General features: G+C 37.8%; 13 protein-coding genes. 3 read left to right on the plus strand and 10 right to left on the minus strand.

Annotated features, from left to right (window positions below; all coding sequences use genetic code 11):
- Positions 1 to 12 precede the first annotated feature (12 nt).
- From VB264_RS14125 to VB264_RS14170, 10 genes are all read right to left on the minus strand, one after another.
- Entirely contained in the window at positions 13 to 381 is a 369-nt protein-coding gene (locus tag VB264_RS14125; protein ID WP_323250382.1) for a MerR family transcriptional regulator, read from the minus strand.
- A gap of 86 nt (positions 382 to 467) precedes the next feature.
- Positions 468 to 1163 (minus strand): nucleotidyl transferase AbiEii/AbiGii toxin family protein, encoded by a 696-nt coding sequence (locus tag VB264_RS14130; protein WP_323250405.1) that lies wholly within the window; start codon positions 1161 to 1163, stop codon positions 468 to 470.
- Between the two features lie 123 nt (positions 1164 to 1286).
- On the minus strand, positions 1287 to 2300 hold the full coding sequence (locus tag VB264_RS14135; protein WP_323250384.1) for a type IV toxin-antitoxin system AbiEi family antitoxin: 1014 nt from the start codon (positions 2298 to 2300) through the stop codon (positions 1287 to 1289).
- Between the two features lie 74 nt (positions 2301 to 2374).
- Positions 2375 to 3262, minus strand: a complete 888-nt coding sequence (locus VB264_RS14140) for a DUF2236 domain-containing protein (RefSeq protein ID WP_323250385.1) — start codon at positions 3260 to 3262, stop codon at positions 2375 to 2377.
- 116 nt (positions 3263 to 3378) lie between these two features.
- A complete protein-coding gene (locus tag VB264_RS14145; RefSeq protein WP_323250387.1) occupies positions 3379 to 5013 on the minus strand; it encodes a GH35 family beta-galactosidase in 1635 nt (544 codons plus the stop codon).
- Between the two features lie 329 nt (positions 5014 to 5342).
- Positions 5343 to 6959, minus strand: a complete 1617-nt coding sequence (locus tag VB264_RS14150) for an endo-1,4-beta-xylanase (protein WP_323250389.1) — start codon at positions 6957 to 6959, stop codon at positions 5343 to 5345.
- Between the two features lie 128 nt (positions 6960 to 7087).
- On the minus strand, positions 7088 to 8884 hold the full coding sequence (locus VB264_RS14155; protein WP_323250390.1) for a RagB/SusD family nutrient uptake outer membrane protein: 1797 nt from the start codon (positions 8882 to 8884) through the stop codon (positions 7088 to 7090).
- A gap of 56 nt (positions 8885 to 8940) precedes the next feature.
- Complete coding sequence (locus VB264_RS14160) at positions 8941 to 12369, minus strand: TonB-dependent receptor (RefSeq protein WP_323250392.1); 3429 nt, start codon at positions 12367 to 12369, stop codon at positions 8941 to 8943.
- Positions 12370 to 12557: 188 nt separating this feature from the next.
- Entirely contained in the window at positions 12558 to 13619 is a 1062-nt protein-coding gene (locus VB264_RS14165) for a FecR family protein (RefSeq protein ID WP_323250394.1), read from the minus strand.
- A gap of 124 nt (positions 13620 to 13743) precedes the next feature.
- Positions 13744 to 14337, minus strand: coding sequence for an RNA polymerase sigma factor (locus VB264_RS14170; RefSeq protein WP_323250396.1), 594 nt, complete (start codon positions 14335 to 14337; stop codon positions 13744 to 13746).
- Between the two features lie 1547 nt (positions 14338 to 15884).
- On the opposite strand from VB264_RS14170, the gene alaS reads away from it, so the two are divergent.
- The 3 genes from alaS (at position 15885) to VB264_RS14185 (ending at position 20192) form a co-directional block, all read left to right on the plus strand.
- A complete protein-coding gene (alaS, locus tag VB264_RS14175) occupies positions 15885 to 18632 on the plus strand; it encodes an alanine--tRNA ligase (RefSeq protein WP_323250398.1) in 2748 nt (915 codons plus the stop codon).
- A 195-nt stretch (positions 18633 to 18827) separates the two neighbouring features.
- Entirely contained in the window at positions 18828 to 19676 is an 849-nt protein-coding gene (locus tag VB264_RS14180; RefSeq protein ID WP_323250400.1) for an Rpn family recombination-promoting nuclease/putative transposase, read from the plus strand.
- Positions 19677 to 19751: 75 nt separating this feature from the next.
- Positions 19752 to 20192: a c-type cytochrome gene (locus VB264_RS14185; RefSeq protein WP_323250402.1), complete on the plus strand. Its 441-nt coding sequence runs from the start codon at positions 19752 to 19754 to the stop codon at positions 20190 to 20192.
- Positions 20193 to 20428: the final 236 nt, after the last annotated feature.

Consider the following 20428-nt stretch of genomic DNA (forward strand, 5'->3'; position numbering starts at 1 on the left):
TAACTATTATGGTCAACTATCAGCTAGTTTTTCCGACTCCTCGTTTGGTTCATCCATCGCTTCTCGGAGACTCTTCATAAATTTTTTAATTTCTGTTAACTTATCGATAATTGCTTGGTTCTCTTGTTTTTTACGTTTCTGATGCTCTAGTGCCCTTTTAGCCCCTTCAATCGTATATCCCTGATTTTCAACCAAATCCACAATCTCTTCAAGATGTTTGATATCCTCTTGCGTATATTTTCTATCGCCCGAACGGTCACGTTTTGGTTCAAGCGTTGGAAATTGCTCTTCCCAAAAACGAAGTTTAGAGATATTCATATCAAACATCTGTGCGACTTCCGAAATTGAATAATATCTTTTGGTTAGGGCAATACTTTCCATTTAATCAACAAATAAACAAAATAAGGATTTAATAAACATTACAAAGATAGAACTTTTGTAGAACACTTGACGGAGTAACTAAAAGTTTAACTTATTTCTCTAATTCCCCTCAAAAGTTGTTCCAAAATTTCTTTCCAAAAATTAATATTGGTATTGGGTATTTGTGTAACTAATATTCTCACCATATAACTTTCTTGGCTGAGCATAATTTCATACTCAATAATTGTTTGTATCCTACTATCAAGTGCTTGAGACAATGCCAAAATATTTCGCATTTCTCGTCCTAATACTCTTGCTGCAATATATTCTATTCCTAAATCCTCATCAAATAAATCTTGATGAAAATCATAGATGTCATCACTGGCTATATCGAAATAGTTTTTTAAAATCATTCCAATATCCACAATATCTTTTCCTCTATCTTCTGGACGGTCGTTGAAAGCAATAAATTTTAAAATAACAATTCCTTCTAACTTTGCTAATTTAAAGACCAATCCATTTTCATTCACTTTAATGACTCCTCTTTCAAAAACCTCCTTAATTCCTACCACATCTATTTCAGGAAAAGCCCGACTATTTAAAAACACTTTCCCATCCTGTTCAACCGCTCCAAATGGCAACAAATCAATTTGAATACCATGAGCATCAAATACTAAAATAGGATTTTCGCTATGAATCGTAAAGCCTTCTGATGCTACTAAATACTCTTTTATTGCTTCAAATTTTAAATTATCAGCAATTTGAATCGCTATATCAATATCTTTAGTCCCTTTGGTCTCTATGTTTTGTTTTGAAAACCAATAATCTCAAGCCAAAGCCCCAATGACATAAAAATCAATTCCGATATTAATAAAGGCTCTTTCAAAAGCTTCAAAACACTCCTTAAGGTTGTTGTTCTTATTTCGTCATACCTTATTTTGAATGAATTTTTCATGGATTTTCTGTGCAGTTTCTTGATTTCTATAATCTGTAGAATTTATTAAATCGGCATAGACTAATAAAGGACTTACTGTTTGATTATTAGTACTTTCATCCATTTTTGCAAATGAATGAAATACGTCAATATTTCCTAAATTATCAGGAACGAGCCTATATTTTTTCATAAGTTCACTTCTTCCATCTTCTGTATAAAGTGTAAGATTTGTAGCACTTAAATAGTCTGTCAAGATTTCGGCAGCAGCTTCTCCCCCCCACTTACTTTTATTATCTAATACTATATCTTTCCAAGCTACATTGGCTAAGCTTCTATATTTTCCAATATACAAAGTTGGTTTAAGTTTTGCATCATATTCAATCACCCAACGTTCAAATAACTTTGGAATATTTGACAAATAATCCTTTTTATTATCAAGAGGAATAATAAATCCTAAGTTTTTTAGGGTTTGAATAGTTTTATGTACTGTGTCAAGACTAACTTGAGCGACCTCTGACATTCTACGATAAGTTGTCTGTGAAAGAGCAGGATGTTCAAGCAAATGAAACACAAGTTTTAAACCATTTTTTGTCAATGTTTTCTTTACAGAAGGACTATTCCTTTCATAAAGTTTTGATGGATTTATTTTATTATTTTCAACAAAATAAAAGACATTCGGATATTTAATATAAGCATTCCCAGTAATATCTAAGTAATTAATATGCAATGCCCTTAACTTTTTGCGTAAATCAGGAATGATGCTTTCAGCAATTACGATAAAATGCTCATGCTCATTATGCTGCAATAATATCTTTGCAATATGAGCATTTTGTAGTTTGGTTTTTATCTCAACTGATAAATTTATTTCTTGGTTATTTTCTTTATCTTTTATTGTTAAAAATCCATCTATTTTATCATCCTTGCTAGGTTGAAATGTCGCTTCTAAATGACTTATTTCTCCCAAAGTATCTATTGCCAAATAGGCTATTTCTTGTTGATTCCCCATTTTGTTCGGATTTAATACATTGTTCTAAATAAACGAACAAAGTAAATTTATCGAACAAAAAAGACTTTTGCAAATTATTTCTTCCGCGTTAAATATTCAGGGCCAAGGGTTTCTATCGTAAATTCGTGTTTTGGGTAGGTTCGATAATAAGTATTGGATATTTCTGTAGGGTATTTTTTAAATGTAATATATTTTAAAAATTGTTTTCTTAGCTGAAAGCTGACATGGAGCAATCCACTGAAGAGCTCAGAGGGTTTCTTGTAACCAAAGGCTTCTCGTAGTTTGTCATTAATCAAGGCTGCAAAAATCGGTTTTACCGCAAATCTCAAAAAGCTTGGAAACCAATTGGCAACAATCTGTATAGTAGCATCTGCAATTACTTCATTACTTTTAGCATAACAAAAATATTGTTCTTCATACTTTTCAGCAAACAATTTTAAAGCGTCTAAATCTTCAGGAATATTTACTAAATTCATCCGCTTGGCTACTTCTTTGAAAAATAGAAACAATGCCAACTGCTCATTCTTAGTCATCTTTCGCCAACCATTTGTTTCCATCCAATTGATGGGATAAAACACAAAGGTGGATAATACCAATAGATAATCGTCGTTGGCAATGCGATAATGACCGTGAATTTTATTCATCTGTGCTATTGCCCTCTTGCCTAATTCGCTATCATAGCCTGCTTGCATAAATTGGGCAATCAGGATGCCCGTATCGTCATATCTTTTTTGTCCTCTTCGCTCAAACTCCCCTGTCATTTGCAACAATCTCGAAATACTCGGACTAGCATACGTATGAAACAAGGCTAATTCCAAGGCACGTACCATATCAAAAGTAAATTCATAAGCCGTCAATAAATACACTATTCGTTGATGATCTTTAACAGCATCAAGCGCATTGATTTCTGCTTGAATAGCGGAATCTCGAAAGATAAAGGCTTTTTTAGCATAGCTTTTCATGATGATAGCGTGGGGACTCTTTATGTGATAAAAGTTAAAAAAACAGAAAACCTCAAGGTCTAGCAAATTTAGCTATTCTTGAGGTTCTCTAAATGTTTATACTCTTTTATTCACCCTTATTTATACAGATAAAGCTGAAGCTGCTGGATTTCATAATCTCCAACTGCTATTCTCAAGTGCCTACCTTGGTGTGTTTGGTCACCATTTAAGTGGCGTAATGTTTTCCATGTCTTATTTTCAAAAGTTCCTTCATCTATTTTCAAGATGCCGACGTGTCCAGCTTCTTTCTCTATTGGCTTAAAAGTAACTACAACGCCCGACCCAGCTACATAAAAGGTATTTTCACCTGTCTGGATAATCATGGCGCTCGTCGTAGGCCATTCTGCTGACTTTGCTTCTGGAGACCACCCTAAAGTATAATCATGGCGGAAAGTAAACTCATATTTGCCCATGTTTATTATCGTCTCACTATTTTCCTTATCCAACAATACGGCATCTATTTTCCCTTGTCCGTGATAACGGCTAATCGTCGGCATTAAGCTGTTAATCATCTCATAGCTTTTACCAAGCGGTTCTTCTTTGGGTTTAGCGGTTGACTCAATCGAGAAAGGAGAAAAACCCAAGGCTTCATAATGCCCAATGGCATACAATGATTTTGCCATGACAGTAGCATCGAAGCGATGTTCGGGTATAAATAAAGCTTCGCCTTTTCTGGTGTATAAATCGTTCCAATGCTTGAAATCAGGATTGTAAAAATCGGGAGATAATAAATCAATCGCAGGGGCGGCGGCTTTCCACACATCAATAATATGTGGAAGTGGTCCTGCACTCGGATAACCACTCCCCGGTTCTTTTCCGGGTCTGTTTAGGGCGGCATTTACAAACATTGGCAAAGGATATATTTTTTTTCCTGCTTCGGTAATCGTATTGGTAAATTTGGCAAAATACCAAGCCATAAAAATTTCATCTGTTTGTAAGCTTTTCCCGAAAATATCCTCCCAATTACCTGTTGTTTTAAATCCATTCTTTTTCCATCTTTCCAACAATTCAGGGGCTAAACCTTCACGATTTTGCGATAGATAATTCAACAATGTAGCAGGTACTACTTGCTTGAAAGCTTCGTTAGCCAAAGGGTGATAGTCGCGAGCGGAGGGCAACATCCCTATTTCATTTTCTACCTGAATCATAATGACTGTTTGCTCATTCCTATCAAATGCCTTGATAAAGGTCATTAGCTTTTCAAAGGCTTTCAAGTCTGCCTGTAGGTTATTATCGCTAAAGGGCGTTAAGATTTCCTGACTCTGGTTTTTATCGTCTTTGGCTCTTGGATAGGTCTCTTGGTTCAGTTTCACCCATGATGGCGCATGACTCGACATACTATTTTTCCATGAACCAAACCATAGAAAAACAATTTTAGTTTGGTGTTTACGAGCTTCGGTAATGAGTTGTTTTAGCAAATTATAATCAAAATGACCTTTCTCTTTTTCCAATAATTCCCAATACACGGGTACCAAAACGGTATTCAGGTGCATTGCATTCAGTTTTGACCAAATGGGCTTCATATTTTCGATGGTCGAAGCAGACGAATTGCCTAATTCTCCTCCAAGCATGATAAAAGGCTTTCCATTTACGATTAATTCGGTGGTTTTACCTTTTTTCTGGAGGTGCGGAAGCGTGGCTTGTCCCCTACTCACTTGCTGAATAGTAGCCGTAAGGATAAACAATAGGAAGGATTTTCTGAATATATGCATAAGGTAAGGCTATAATGTTGGAATGTGGGATGAATGATTTAAAATCTAAAACTGTGGTTTTAGAGCGAGTTTCAATCCATATTCCTAGCGAGGGACTTAAGTCCCTCGCTAGGAATAAATGCTCTTATTAATTATTTTTTTCTTTCTTAAACCGCAGTCTATGGCTCACAGAACGTAACAGTCCGCGTATTGTATTCTGTGAGCCACAGAACACGGTTTTAGTTTCTATGATAACTTTCAATAAAACGTAGGGGCGTATTGCATACGCCCCCAACATATAAAAATAGGACGGAATAAGGACGAATGCAATTCGTCCCTACTTGTTTGTTTTATTTCTCCTTCAAAGTCTTCAACACAGCATAATATGCCGCTTTTTTAGAATAGTCTTTATTATACAATAAAGGGAAATCTAAGCCATTTTCATACAACCAACTGGTATTATCTGTGATACCCCAAACCGTAATCCCTGATTGTTGTGCTACAGGAACGTTTGTCAAATAAGAACGAACAATATAGGCATACATATCAGCCTGATATGATTCAAATTGCTTGTTTAAGACAAACTGAGTTTTTTTGTTAGGATTCATCCGAACGTCTAGTTCTGAAATACGAATTTTTAAGCCTGTCGCAGCCAATTTTTTAAACATATTATCGATACCGCTATAAGGTGTATTCCAAAGCACGTGCATTTGTGTACCAATACCCGTTATCTTCGCTCCTTTGCCTTTTAATTCTGCTACGTAGCCAATCAAAGAATCAAGCTTTACACTATTCGACTCTAAGTTATAATCATTGATGTACAATTCAGCCGTTGGGTCGGCAGCGGCTGCATATTGAAAAGCCTTCAATGCCCAGTTTCGACCTAAGTATTTCGACCAAAAGAAATAGTCGGTCGCTGTGGCAGAAACCGTGGTGTTGGCATCCGTACGCAATGTACCACTTTCCGATACAGGTTCGTTCACTACGTCCCAAGCTTTTACTTTTCCTTTGTAATGCGTTACCGTTTGCGTGATAAAATCTTTCAAGGCATTATCAACTGCCGTTACCAAAGCTCCCCCCGTTGGCGGTACAGATGCAGAGGCATCTACGACCACGACGTTATCCATAAAATAGGTATTGGCTTTGCTACCGATGTCAATCAACACACGTGTCATGGGGCCGTTAGCCGTAAAAGAATACGTTTTTTGTACCCAGTCTGTCGAGGTTGAGTAGTTCCCCGAATACTGAGCCGTAGAACCCGTACCACCTGTAGATATACGCATTTGTCCACCCGCAACCGCCGATTTGATAAAAAATGTCATGTTATACGTTTTGCCTACTGTGGTCGCAAATTCGTCACTAGCCATTTGTACATTCCAAGGGTTACCATCAGCAGTTACTACTATCTTCAAGGCTTTGGTGCCTGCTTGTACTTCCGAAGTAACAGACGTAGCCACTAAAGAAGTCCCTCCGTTGTATTTCCCCCAGTTATTGAAATTATCCCCCGAGCCACTTTCAAAACTACCATTAGCTACCAAGTTTACAGCCGTTGGCCCAGAGCCTCCGCCTGTTATCGTTTTCAAGTAAGTAGCATTCTGATTTTGGTGCCAGCCCAACGTATGCCCGAACACTTCGATACCAGCAGTTTTACAGGCATCATACAAAGCATCCGCTTTGGTAAAGTCAATCGTTCCGTCGTTTCTTACCAATGCTCCGTGCTTCATGTGATAGCCGAAAGTGGTGCTTTGCGCATCCGCCGCTACGACCGAACGGTATTGAGCATTGTTTAGAAACAAATCATAATCAATACTCAATCCTACTGGGAAGGCCGTTGTAGCTGTTTTCAACGAACCATCCGCCGTGTAAGTATTAGCATTAAGAATGTTGATAGGGTCTTTTTCGCAAGCACTCAGCAAGCCTATCAAGGCTACTAGTGCTAGCTTATATAATAATGTATGTCTTTTCATGTTTTGTCTGTTCATCAATCGTGGAAAGAAGGAAAAAAGCACTTGTCTCTCTTCCTATTCAAGGTTGTTCAATGATTTACCTTTAAATATCGTGTAGCAAGGATTCATCCTTACTACACACTCTTCTCTTAATTATACCCCGGATTTTGATATTGAGATTTAACTGTTTCGCACGTTGCATCTAATTGCGACTGTGGAATTGGGCGTAACAAATGGAAACTTTGCAGATTAGTAACATCTGGATTGTATTTCTTAGCCCTGTCTACCAATTTGCCACGCATCGCTAAATCTGGCCAACGAATGCTCTCTCCACATAGTTCTCGTGTACGTTCATCCAAGATAAAATCAAGGGTAATATCACTTGCTGAAACCTGTATTTTAGCTCTTCGATTGGCTAATTCTGTTGCCGAAAGTCCTGAGCGATAAGCTGCTCTATCACGCAATACGTTGATGTATTGTGCCGCCTCTGCATTTTTCCCTAACGCCATTGCTGCCTCTGCGGCTAACAAATACACTTCTGAAAACTTACTTGCCACAAACGGACGCCCCGAAATATCTTGGTAAGAATTACGGTTGACAGCCTCATATTTTCTCAAAGCAGGATAAATATTATTAGCCCTGTTTTGGTTGCTATATGTTTCCGAAGGTGAATAAATCACATACTTTTTATTAGCGGCTTTTAATGTTTTGGCAAGCGCATCGGTTGGAGCGATATAAAAGGCGGTATCGCCCAAGGCAAAACCTATCGCTGCCATATCAGCTACATATTTGGTGTAGTCAGATGAACCAGCCGTATAAAAAGTAGCTATTGGATAAGCATCGCGGAATGTATTATTAAAACGGCTATCGTTGAGTTTGTCAGCAAAAGCTACATCCAATGTCCAACGGGTTGGGCAAAACTGACGAAGCGGACGACCATACTGTAATACACGCACTGGGAAAAGCGTTACGCCATTTTTGGTAACAGAAGTATAGTTTGATACAAACATATTACAAGAAATATTCACCTTTTGGTCAAAGTCCGAACTTGGGTTAACTACTTCGTTGGCTATGTTATTCAATGGCAAACGTTCTACAGCAAAAAGAATTTCTTTATTATAGTCGTTTCCTTCTTTATGAATATCCCCAAAATCTTGCAACAAATCTGTACCATATTTGGCTTTACCATCAATCAACTTTTTAGCGGTGTCGTAGGCACTCTGAAAGTCGGTTGCTTGTTTTACTGCCGAATAGGCACGGTATGTATATACTCTTGCTAATAAATGTAACGCTGCTCCTTTTGCCAAACGATATTCCCCCGCAGGACGCTGGTCTGGAAGATTTTCAGTCGCAAACAATAAATCATCAATCATCGACTGGAAGTTTTTCTTCAACAAATCTGGGTCGTTTCTTCTAAAAGTACAACTAGGCGTACTATTGAATTTCAAATCACCAGAACCTAAATCCAACGGAACGGCTCCAAAGTTTTCTACCAATAATAGGTAGTACATTGCTCTCAGGTAACGGGCTTCGCCTAACAATTTGCTTTTGTTAGTAGCATCCATCGTCACATTTGGGGCAAATTCCACCACGGCATTACAAAGGTTAATGTTGGAATAATTCCTGTTCCAAGGTGTACCAATAGCGCCGTTGGTCGGGCTAATGCTATAGATACCACATTCTAATGTCTGCCCAGAAGCTCCTTGGTCGCCATAGGTAAATTCATCTGTTCCCACATTTCCCAAGACCATCGCCCCGATGGGTCCGAAGTCATATCTTAACCCTGCATAAGCGGTATAGATAGCAGATTGCAGACCGTCTTGCGTTTTGAAATAATCTATCGTAAAGGCAGTTCTTGGCGTTTCATCCAAGACCGATTGGCACCCAGAAAAAGCAAATGCCGCTATGCCCAATAGAAAAGCTGAAAATGTATGTTTTAATTTCATTATGTATCGAATAAAAAATGTTAAATCATTTGTTGAGCAATCAATCCTTCCTACGTTTAGAACGTCACATTCATGCCAAAAATGAAGCTTTTCGTAGAGGGTGTCGTAAGGCGAATATTCAAGTTTCTACCTGAAATATTACCTGGGCCACCGCCCACTAAACCACTAGAACCTTGTCCACTTGGCTCTGGGTCTATCCCTCCTGCCTGAATATAAGGCGAGAATAAAATAAACGGATTGCTAGCAGTAAGGTAAAGTTTTACTGATGATGCTTTGATTACTTTCAACAAAGATGCTGGCAAATTATACCCAAGATTTATGCTCCTTACTTTCAAGAAAGTAGCGTCAAAATAACCAAGTGTCGACCATGCCGCACCTACTGGGCTTGGATTAGCCACTGCTGGTGTTGGGAATGAATTAGTCGGGTTGTCGGGTGTCCAATAATCTACTGCTAATTGGTTTCTACGTCCGTCCAAGTTGGTTAAATAATTCGATAATGGCTGGTGAATAGTACTCACTAACGTTCCGCCTACACGTGTAAATAAAACAATTGACAAATCGACGCCTTTATAAGAGAAACGATTGGTCAAACCTCCTTGGAAATCTGCCTGTCCGCTACCGATTACGCTTCTATCTACATCCGTAATTTTTCCGTCATTGTTCAAATCAGCCAATTTCAATTGCCCTGGCACTGAGCCATATTTAGCCGCTTGCTCGGCTTCGTTCAATTGCCAGATACCCAATTTAGTATAGTCATAAATGGCAGTCAACGGATGCCCCACATATAAACCATTGGCAATGTTTTGCGTAACAGAACCATCTAGTTTTTCTAATTTATTACGGTTGAACGAAAGGTTGAAATCTGTATTCCAAGTAAATCCTTGTGCCGTTTTTATATTCACTGACGATACCGAGAATTCCATCCCGTGGTTACTCATTTCTCCTACGTTGGTCAAATACTGTCCCGTTACCCCTGTTGTCGCAGGCAAGGTCACACCGTATAAAATTCCTTTGGTATATTGATGATACCATTCTACGCTACCCGTAATGCGGTTGCCTAAAATCCCAAAATCAACCCCTACGTTTTTACCTTCTGTGCTTTCCCAAGTAAGGTTTTGATCAGGCAAGGTATTGATGTTATAGCCAGATACGACGGTTGAGCCGAAGTTGTATTTAATCGGTACTGATTGCGAGCCTTGGTATAAATATGGTACTACGCCCCCTAAAGTAGAGTATGGTCCGATAGACTGGTTGGCAGTAGTTCCCCAACCTGCACGCAATTTCAGACTGGCGATGACAGGAATCTCTTTCATAAACGCCTCGTTAGCAATGTTCCATCCTACAGATACCGCAGGGTAAAACAACGTTTTGTGGCCATCTGCCAATACCGAAGAGGCATCTCTCCTACCCGTAAGGGTTAGTAAATATTTGTCATCATAAGCATAGTTGATACGCGCCATCATCGAAATCATCCCCCTTGACGACTCGCTACCGCTGATAACAGTATTGGCTTTGGCTTCGTCTGTTACTTGCGATAGGTCATAGAACTGGATAAAATCAGCAGCGATACCTTCTCTTTTAATATAAGTATTGTATGATTGAGATTTTTGAACACTCCACAAACCTGTGAAATTCAATTTATGTTTTTTAGCGATTGTTTTGTCATAGTATAATAAATGTTCCATCAGTAATGACGAAGCCTTTGCATTATTCATGCTTCCCAAACTATTAGCGTTGGGTCTGAAATAGCTATCTCCTTTTTGGAATTGAGCGTTCTCTTGAAAACTTAAATCAACCCCAATATTTACACGATATTTTAATCCTTCTGCCAACTGAGCTTCGGCATACAAGCTATTGAAGGTACGCAAGCGACGCACTCTGTCAACCCAAGAATTGGTATCTCTGTACAACAACAAAGGATTGTACTGGTTTACGTCGTCATTATTACCCGCTGGTGAAATCACGATATTGCCGTTGGCATCATAAGGTTGCATCAACGGACTCAATGTAAGAATCGGATACATTGGGTTTACAAACTGCGAGCCATTGGTAGTAGTCAGCGTCGTAAGCGAGCTGATACCGAATTTCAAAATACGTCCTATTTTAGTATCTGTTGAACCTTTTACAGTAAAACGTTCAAAATCCTGACCGGGTAATACAGTACTTTCTTTGAAATATCCTCCGCCAATGGTGAATAGATTTTCATCTTTTCCGCCTGATACGCTGATGTTTTGGTCGGTGATATAGCCGTTTTTATACATCAAATCTTGCCAGTCGGTTGTTTTGCCACTAGCGATAGAGGCTATTTCCCCCGGCATATAGCCCGAAGAATATACCGAGATATTACGGGTAGCTTGATACTGTTCGGCATTGTAAACAGGGTACTTATTGATAATACTGCTTATCCCATAATAGCCATTATAAGTAATTTTTGTTTCACCAGATTTTCCTCTTTTAGTCGTAATCAAGATAACCCCATTCGCACCCCTAGAACCATAGATAGCCGTTGCGGAGGCATCTTTTAAGACATCTATTGAAGCAATGTCGTTGTTATTAATATCATTCAACCCTCCATCAAACGGGATACCGTCTAATACAATCAGCGGGTCGTTGCTACCGTTGATAGAACGCTCACCACGGATACGAATCTGATTGCCCGATCCTGGTGTTGAGCCTGCTCGCTGAATTTCTAAACCTGCTACTCGTCCTTGCAAAGCAGAACCAATGTTAGACGTCGGTACTTCTTTGATGGCTTTTTCGTTGATAGATGAAATCGCCCCTGTTACGTCGCTTTTCTTTTGCGTTCCATATCCTACTACTACCACTTCTGCCAAAGATTTGTTGTCGGGTACTAATGAGATATTGATAGATGTACGGCTACCTACCGCAGTTTCCTGAGTAATATACCCAACAGAACTAAACACCAAAACAACATCGCTACCATCGGGAAAGCTAATCGAGAACTCTCCATTTCCGTTGGTGCTTACACCTTTTTTAGTTCCTTTAATTAATACATTAGCTCCCGGTAATCCTGCACCTGTTTCGTCTGTTACTTTCCCTTTTACAGTCTGGTCTTTGATGGGTTGTACTACCACATTTGCTTCCGACAAAGCCTTGTCTTCTTCATCTATCGTATTGATAATTATCTGTCCTCCAACTACTTGGTAGTTCAACATCAACGGACGCAACACCATATCTAATACTTCAGAAAGCCTTTTATCGGTAACGTGTACACTCATTTTTCGGTCAAGCTGAACCGAGCGAGAACTATAAACAAACTTTACATCTGCTTCTTTTTCAAGGTTGAGCAATACATTTTTGAAAGCTGCATTGTCAACTTTTAGGCTCACTGTACGGTTGAGAAGCTCCTGTGTATAGACATTCGCTACGGATAGCGAAGAGAAAACACATGCCAGAAACAACTGTAGCAAAGAATATTTCATAATCCTTAGCAAGGGAGGTTTAATTTTTTGAATTTTTTGCATACTTTTACTTTGGTTTTGTTAAATTTTGAACGGTTTGACATAACACTTTTGGCTATCAGTGTTGGCGCACGGGTAGCCTTTTTTTTGTCCAAAGTCTTTACTACTTCAGACGCTTGTAATCAATTTGGCATCTATTTTATAAAAGGTGCTATTCACTATTTGTATATTTAATGGTTAAGTTTTCTGTTTTAACATCCTTTCCCACTAATCAGAATCTTCGTTCCACGTATCTCATAACTCGCTTTGAGGGTGGCACAAATAATATCTAATTTGGTATAAAGGCTACTCTCCGAAAGGTCGGCAGTAATAGGGCAATTATTAATTTGTTCGTTTTCTAGGATAATCTCAATGCCGTATGCCTTGCCGATTTCATCCAAGACAGTTGCTACCGACTGCTCGTCATACACAAAAGTCGGAAGCATAATCGCTACTTGCTTATGGTGTATATCTGGTAATATCAATACTGGCTCTTTTACAATTCTAGTAACAAACACCTGATTTTCAGGAAAATAATCTACTTGTTGATTAGGTGTCAGAATTACGCCACTCTTGGTATTGGCAGAAATATAATCAGCCTTTGAGTCACGTTTAAATACTGATACCTTGCCCGTTACCACTGCAATTTCTACCTTTTTGTCGGGCGACTGTGCATTGATCCAAAAGCTAGTTCCCAATACCTTCGTGACGATGTCATTGGCATATACCAAAAACGGCTGTTCTGGATTTCGCACTACTTCAAAAAATGCTGTACCTGTCAGGAAAAGCTCTCTTTTATCGCTTGCCCATTGTTTAGGATAATCAATAGATGCCCCAGCATTCAGTTTTACTATCGTGCCATCTGGCAGTTTCACTAGTTTTTGGGCATGCCCTTTGTTATCAACGTGTACTAAGCCCCCCTTTGGCAAAGTTGCTGAGGACGTCAGTGTATCTTTAGGCGAAATGATAGGCGACTGTAACAACACCCAAGCACCGATACCAACCAACAAAACCAACGAAGCAGCCCAAGCCCATTTCACGGGTGACTGATACCACACTTTGCGTACTACCACCACAGGAACTGATTCAGCCATTTGTGGTTTTATTTTCTCCCAAATTACCTCTTCCAACGAAGCCATATCCATATTTGGGAAAAGGACCCTATAATCCTCATCCAGCAGTTCATACCACTGTTCAACAATCTTTTTCTCTTGAGCACTACAAGTACCGCTGAGGTATCTTTCTAAGATTTCTTTAAATTGGATTTTGCTCATCTGTTTGTAAGGAATATTTCCTCGCTTCATCATTTGAAGGAGGCTGTTATATATAAGTCTGAAAAATGGTACTTAACCGCAATTAAATATTTATTTTCTACTAATATTTATATAAAAAGGCACATTAATTAAAAAAGTTCTTTTTATAGTACAATAAAAATTGAAGGATACATATACCTTGAGAAAGGAAAAAGTCTTGCAGGTGCAAGCGTAAAAAGCGAAGCGACTGGGTAATATGGTATTCGATAGTACGCTCAGGGATTTGGAGCGTAGCAGCAATTTCTTTCACCGTTCTGTTTTCCAAACGGTTCAATACGAAGATGTCTCTGGTTTTTTCGGGCAGTAATTGCACCGCAGCAGACAAGGCTCTTTCAAAATCTTCAAGGTCTAGCTGGTCGCTAGTACTTTGGTTGGTAGGTATTTCTAAAAACTCGATTTGCGTTTGCAGTTCCGCTTTATAAGCCGATATTACTTTAAATCTGGTAGCGGTTTGTAGATAGGCAGGCACATTCGTAATCTGAAGACTAGCCCTTCGTTCCCATAAGTCTACAAAAATTTCCTGTACGATTTCTTTAGACAAATCATCATCCTGCGTTTTGTTGAGGGCGGTAACAAATAGCTTTTGCCAATATCTACGATACAATACCTCGAATGCGGAGGAATCTTCATTTCTAATTAAATCAATGAGCTCGTTATCTGTTAATACGCTATTTTCCAACGATAAAATAAGGTTTTGTGGTTACGCTAAAGCAAGCGTTAGTTAGGCTATTTTCCAAGGAATCGACTGTCAATATCCTTTCGACAATCTACATTAGGCGTAAAAGTACAGTTACAAACTTATATAAAACAAGATTTTATTGATTTATTTATATTTGAGAAAGAAAGTTTGCTTGATTCTGATTACTGATGGTAGCACTTCAAGCCATGAATTGAGGGTAATCATTAGGAGGTCTTTTATTTTCAATAAAGCTAGGGCTAACATATAGTACAAACAGAGCCTTCTTGTAAAGAATTAGACGTTGATAAACAGCCAATTGGCATTTATAAACCTCACTGTATGAAGACAAAATGTTGTGTAATAACTTGTATTTCAAGTGCTTTTCGACAAAAGCAACACCGCATGGAATGAGCAAGCATGAAAATATCAAGATGAGGTTGGCAATATAATTTTTCATTTTTATGGGGGTGTAGTTAATTTGTTCAACTGTCTAGCGTAAAAAAACAATGTGAATTTTGGCAAAAACTCGGGGGGCACCAGTTTGTAAAACTTTTATAAAAATAGCATTTTTTTCTTAAAAAACAAAGTACTGTTGCCTTATTTTTTTAAGAGATTTTTACAGTAAAAAAATCATTATCATCAATCAATAAAAACAATAACAACATCAATTTTCTTTATTATTGTTGTTGTTATTGTTTTTAAGGTTTAATAGTTTTCTATTGTTTTATTATACTAGCTTTGCTTCTGCAGTGCTTTGGTATTTGCTCCTGCAGTGCTGTAGCATTTTTTACCACAGCACGACAGGAGCAACTACCAAAGCAAAAAAATAATAGGTTATCAAGGTGTTTTCTTATAAAAAAGTGTCTTTAAAATTCAAGACACGACTACCAAATACTTGATAAAAACCATAGACCTAACACAGGCATTGCATTCAGTAAAAATAGGAAAAATGTTTGTGCGAACTCATGGCATGACTGCCAAATATTTGTCAACAACCATAGAATTGGCAAAGTCATGCCATGAGTAATTGTAACAAAATTTTCTATTAGCAGGTGACTTAAGTCACCTGCTAATAGAAAGGATTAGTCCTCAATAATCTTATCCCTAAAGGTTTTTTTATTAAAAATTAGCCTCAAACCTCCTAACGCCTACATTATACGACAATAAATCCATGATCAAAAACTACCAAAAAAGACTTACTAAAAGCCTTGTATTTCTCCCGAAAAATATGTAATTTAGTAACAAGTTCAACCATCATCATACACCTTTTACCATGACTCTATTCATCCAATTCTTCCTGCTATTAGCAACATCTTGCTATTTGTACCGTCGCTCAAATCATCTTGCAAAAAGCCAAGTCAGAGACTTTGAGGAACCTAAACAAACAATTAAGGGATTCAAGCCCCTAAAAAACCATCATTTTTTCCATATCATTTCATTTTCTCTTGAATTACTAACATTCTCCAAGACTATTCACTAATTTTGCGGTTAATTTTAAAGAGACTGTCTGAAGCATTACTTCTGACAAACCAAATTCCGATTTTATAATGACTTCCAAAGAAATACGCAAACAGTTTTTAGACTTCTTTCAATCTAAAGGGCACTTAATTGTTCCTTCAGCTCCTCTTGTTGCCAAAAACGACCCTACCTTGATGTTTAATAACTCGGGGATGGCTCAGTTCAAAGACTTTTTCTTGGGTAATGGTACGCCTCCTTCAAAGCGTATTGCCGATACACAAAAATGTTTACGTGTGTCTGGTAAACACAATGATTTAGAAGACGTTGGGTTTGATACCTATCACCACACCATGTTTGAAATGTTGGGAAACTGGTCGTTTGGTGATTACTTCAAGAAAGAAGCCTTGGCGTGGTCTTGGGAATTATTAACGGAAGTATTCAAATTGCCAAAAGATAGAATTTATGTTTCTGTGTTTCAAGGTGACGAAAAAGACGGCGTGCCTTTCGACCAAGAAGCGTGGGACATTTGGGCATCAATGGTGGGCGAAGACCGTATTATCTTAGGAAACAAAAAAGATAACTTCTGGGAAATGGGCGATACTGGTCCATGTGGACCATGTTCTGAAATCCACATCGACTTACGTGATGCGGATGAAGTAGCGAAAGTTTCTGGAAAAGAATTAGTCAATGCTGACCACCCACAAGTGGTAGAAATCTGGAACAACGTATTCATGCAGTTTGAACGCATGGCGGATGGCTCTTTGGTTTCATTGCCTGCCAAACACGTAGATACAGGCATGGGCTTCGAGCGTTTGTGTATGGCGATTCAAGGCAAACAATCGAACTATGATACCGACGTGTTCTCGAATACCATCAATTTTGTAGCAGCAAAAGCAGGTAAAAAATATGGTGATTCAAAGTGGGAAGATATTGCACTAAGAGTAATTGCTGACCATATCCGTGCGATTGCTTTTGCGATTGCCGACGGACAGTTGCCTTCAAACAACAAAGCGGGTTATGTAATCCGTAGAATCTTGCGTCGTGCGGTTCGTTATGGTTATACTTATTTAGGTTTCCGCGAGCCATTTATGCACAGCATTATTCCATTGTTGGCGGAACAATTTGATGGCGTTTTCCCTGAATTAATCGCTCAACAAGAGTTTGTAGAAAGAGTAATTTTAGAAGAAGAAAATTCTTTCTTGCGTACTTTAGCAAAAGGAATCATTAGATTTCAAAATTACACATCTGATTCTTCTTTAATGGTGTTGAGTCCATCTAACGATCAATTTGATGAAATGATAGAAATGCTTGATATAAATGATGTAAAAAACACATTTATAACAGAGCGAAGCAAAAAAATTGTTGCTGGGAATTTCGCTTTTGAACTTAATGACACATTTGGTTTTCCTTTCGACCTTACTCAACTAATGGCTAAAGAAATTGGTTGGACAGTTGACGAAGAAGGCTATAAAATAGCTCTACAAGCACAAAAAGACCGTTCTCGTAAGGATTCATCGAAAGAAGCTACCGACTGGACAATTGTTTCAGACGAAGATTTTGACTTTGAATTTGTAGGTTATGACGAAACAGAAGCCGAAGCAAACCTTATCAAATACCGTAAAGTAAAAACCAAAACAGGTAGCGAATACCATATCGTGTTAGATAAAACGCCTTTCTACGCAGAAATGGGTGGACAAGTGGGAGACTCTGGAGTATTGGAGTTGGGAGTGCCGAGTGAGGAGTTATTAACAGTAAAAATTTCGGATACTAAAAAGGAAAACGATTTGTTTATCCATATTTCTACGGACAAAAACTTCGAGAAATTTGTTGAACAATATGCTACTGGTAAAAAATTAGTAGCCAAAATTGATACCGCTCGTAGAAGTAAAATTACTTCAAACCATACGGCTACGCACTTGATGCTTTCGGCCATGCGTGAGGTATTAGGTTCGCATATTTCACAAAAAGGATCGTTTCAAAACGAAGACCTTACTCGTTTCGACTTCTCGCATTTCTCGAAAGTGACGGATGAAGAATTGACTAAGATAGAAGACATTGTAAATGCTAAAATCAGAGCGAACATTGCTTTGGATGAAAAACGCAATGTACCTATCAAAGAAGCAGTTGCCGCAGGAGCAACGGCTACGTTTGGTGAAAAGTACGGTGATTTTGTCCGCGTCATTACATTTGACCCTAATTTCTCGGTAGAACTTTGTGGTGGTACACACGTGCCAGCAACTGGGCAAATTGGTTTGTTTAAATTCGTGGCAGAGAGTTCTGTTTCGGCAGGTGTTCGTCGTGTAGAAGCTTATACAGGTCAAAATGCGTTGGCAATGTTTGAAGAACAATTGACGATTGTGAATGAATTGAAAGGTTTATTCAAAGGGCAATCAGACGTAGTGAAAGCCGTGAAAGCTTTGTTAGAAGAGAAAGCTATTTTAAGTAAAAAGATAGAAGCCTTTGAAGGTGAAAAGTTACAAGCCATCAAGGAAAACTTGTTGACGAAAGTACAAGTAGTTGGTGACGTAAATGTCATTGCGGAGGTGATTTCAGTACCAAGTGCCGATGCCTTGAAGCAATTGGCGTATGAATTAAAAGCGAAGGTTGATAATTTGTATTGCGTATTAGGGTCGGAAGTAGCAGGCAAACCACAACTAGCGGTCATGATTGCTGATAATTTAGTAGCTGAGAAAGGACTAAACGCTGGGCAAATCATCCGTGATATGGCTAAAGAAGTAAAAGGTGGTGGCGGTGGTCAGCCTTTCTTTGCAACGGCTGGTGGTTCTGATGTATCAGGATTAGCGAAGGCTATTGAAAAAGGAAGAAGTGCTGTTTAGGTATAAGCTTTAAGTATTGAGTTATGAGCTTTTTTTCTATTTCCTGAAAATGACTAGTAATTAATAAGATAAAAGACCTGTGAGAAGAAACCTTGCTGTTTCAGCAAACAGCCACTTAAGTAACTCGTTAATAATCAGAAAATTACCCCATAAATTTGTCGTTTATTTAAATCAGATGTTTTAAATTACACACAAATGGCAGAATTTGTAGAAAAATATATTAATCCTTTTACCGATTATGGATTCAAGAAATTGTTTGGCGAAGAGTTAAACAAAGACCTGCTATTGGATTTTCTGAACGAATTATTAAAGGAAGAGCAAGGACAAATTAAAGAATTGAACTATCTGAAAACGGAAAATCTTGGTCTGACAGAATCTGATAGAAAAGCTATTTTTGATTTGTACTGTGAAAATGAACGTGGAGAGAAGTTTATTGTTGAATTGCAAAAGACTAAACAGAATTTCTTTAAAGATAGAACAGTTTACTATTCAACTTTTCCGATACGTGAGCAAGCTAAACGAGCAGATTGGAATTATGAATTAAAGGCTGTTTATACCATTGCGATTCTTGATTTTGTTTTCGATGCAGATAAAAATGAACCCAATAAATTTAGGTATGATATAAAGTTAAAAGACACAGAAACTAATAAAGTATTTTATGACAAGCTGACTTTTATCTACTTAGAAATGCCTAAATTCAAGAAAACAATCGATGAATTAGAAACGAGATTTGATAAATGGCTGTATGTCATTAGTAATTTAAATAAGCTAGATAGAGTCCCAGATAGTTTGCGAGAACAAATTTTTGAGAAAGTATTTGAGACTGCCGAAATAGCTAAGTTTACCCAAGAGCAAGTATTATCTTATGAAGATAGCTTGAAGTATTACCGAGACTTAAAGAATTCCTTGGATACTGCAAGAGAGGAAGGTGAAATGGAAGGGATTCTAAAAGTAGCTAGGAACATGCTTTCTCTAGGTATTTCAATGGAAATGATTATTCAAGCTACGGGGCTTTCTGAACAGGAAATCAATCATCTACAATAAGTGTGACAAATATTAATCTGTAAGACCTAAAAGGTTTATAAACTTTTTAGGTCTTTTTCATTGTTCTATTTACAGATGAAAACATTTATATTACATACTCTACAAACTAGCTTATTGATACTATTGGTATTAACACTTACTTTTGGCTTTGTAATATATTTTTACTTTGAGATAAAAGCTCAACCTGAAATTCAACCAATATTTTATTGTGGAGTCGTTGATAATGTAGAGGTTAATAATGGCTATAATGACAATGGTGAAAGTATTTTTAAGAATAATTGTGCTGCTTGTCATAGCATTTCTGATGAAATATTGGTTGGACCAGGCTTAAGGGATGTTTCTGAAAGACGTCCTTTGAAATGGATTGTAAAATGGGTACATAATCCTCAAAAAGTTATTAAAAGTGGTGATAAATATGCGAATAAGCTATATTATAAATTTAACCAAGCCCAAATGACACCTTATCCCAACTTAACTGAAAAAGACATTATAGATATATTAAAATATATCAACTAAATCGTGGCCTGTAGGCCATAAAACACTGTTTAAAATCATTTCTATTAGCGGGTGACTTAAGTCACCCGCTAATAGAAATGATTCACAAAAGATATTCTTAAACCGTGGTCTGTGGCACACCATAGCCGTCAGGCTATTGATTTATTTTATTAATTTTGTCTTCAAAATCTGATACAATGAATTTAGAAGATATATCAAACTCAATTGAGTTTTTAGAAATTAATCAACTTTTGGAA

The sequence above is a fragment of the Arcicella aquatica genome (genome assembly GCF_034928825.1).
GTDB classification, from domain to species: domain Bacteria; phylum Bacteroidota; class Bacteroidia; order Cytophagales; family Spirosomataceae; genus Arcicella; species Arcicella aquatica.

Excerpts from the sequence above, each read along its gene's own strand:
- VB264_RS14135 (WP_323250384.1), bottom strand. The coding sequence starts at position 2,300 with ATGGGGAATCAACAAGAAATAGCCTATTTGGCAATAGATACTTTGGGA.
- VB264_RS14125 (WP_323250382.1), bottom strand. The coding sequence starts at position 381 with ATGGAAAGTATTGCCCTAACCAAAAGATATTATTCAATTTCGGAAGTC.
- VB264_RS14185 (WP_323250402.1), top strand. The coding sequence starts at position 19,752 with ATGAAAACATTTATATTACATACTCTACAAACTAGCTTATTGATACTA.
- VB264_RS14165 (WP_323250394.1), bottom strand. The coding sequence starts at position 13,619 with ATGAGCAAAATCCAATTTAAAGAAATCTTAGAAAGATACCTCAGCGGT.
- VB264_RS14145 (WP_323250387.1), bottom strand. The coding sequence starts at position 5,013 with ATGCATATATTCAGAAAATCCTTCCTATTGTTTATCCTTACGGCTACT.
- VB264_RS14160 (WP_323250392.1), bottom strand. The coding sequence starts at position 12,369 with ATGCAAAAAATTCAAAAAATTAAACCTCCCTTGCTAAGGATTATGAAA.
- alaS (WP_323250398.1), top strand. The coding sequence starts at position 15,885 with ATGACTTCCAAAGAAATACGCAAACAGTTTTTAGACTTCTTTCAATCT.
- VB264_RS14140 (WP_323250385.1), bottom strand. The coding sequence starts at position 3,262 with ATGAAAAGCTATGCTAAAAAAGCCTTTATCTTTCGAGATTCCGCTATT.
- VB264_RS14180 (WP_323250400.1), top strand. The coding sequence starts at position 18,828 with ATGGCAGAATTTGTAGAAAAATATATTAATCCTTTTACCGATTATGGA.
- VB264_RS14155 (WP_323250390.1), bottom strand. The coding sequence starts at position 8,884 with ATGAAATTAAAACATACATTTTCAGCTTTTCTATTGGGCATAGCGGCA.
- VB264_RS14150 (WP_323250389.1), bottom strand. The coding sequence starts at position 6,959 with ATGAAAAGACATACATTATTATATAAGCTAGCACTAGTAGCCTTGATA.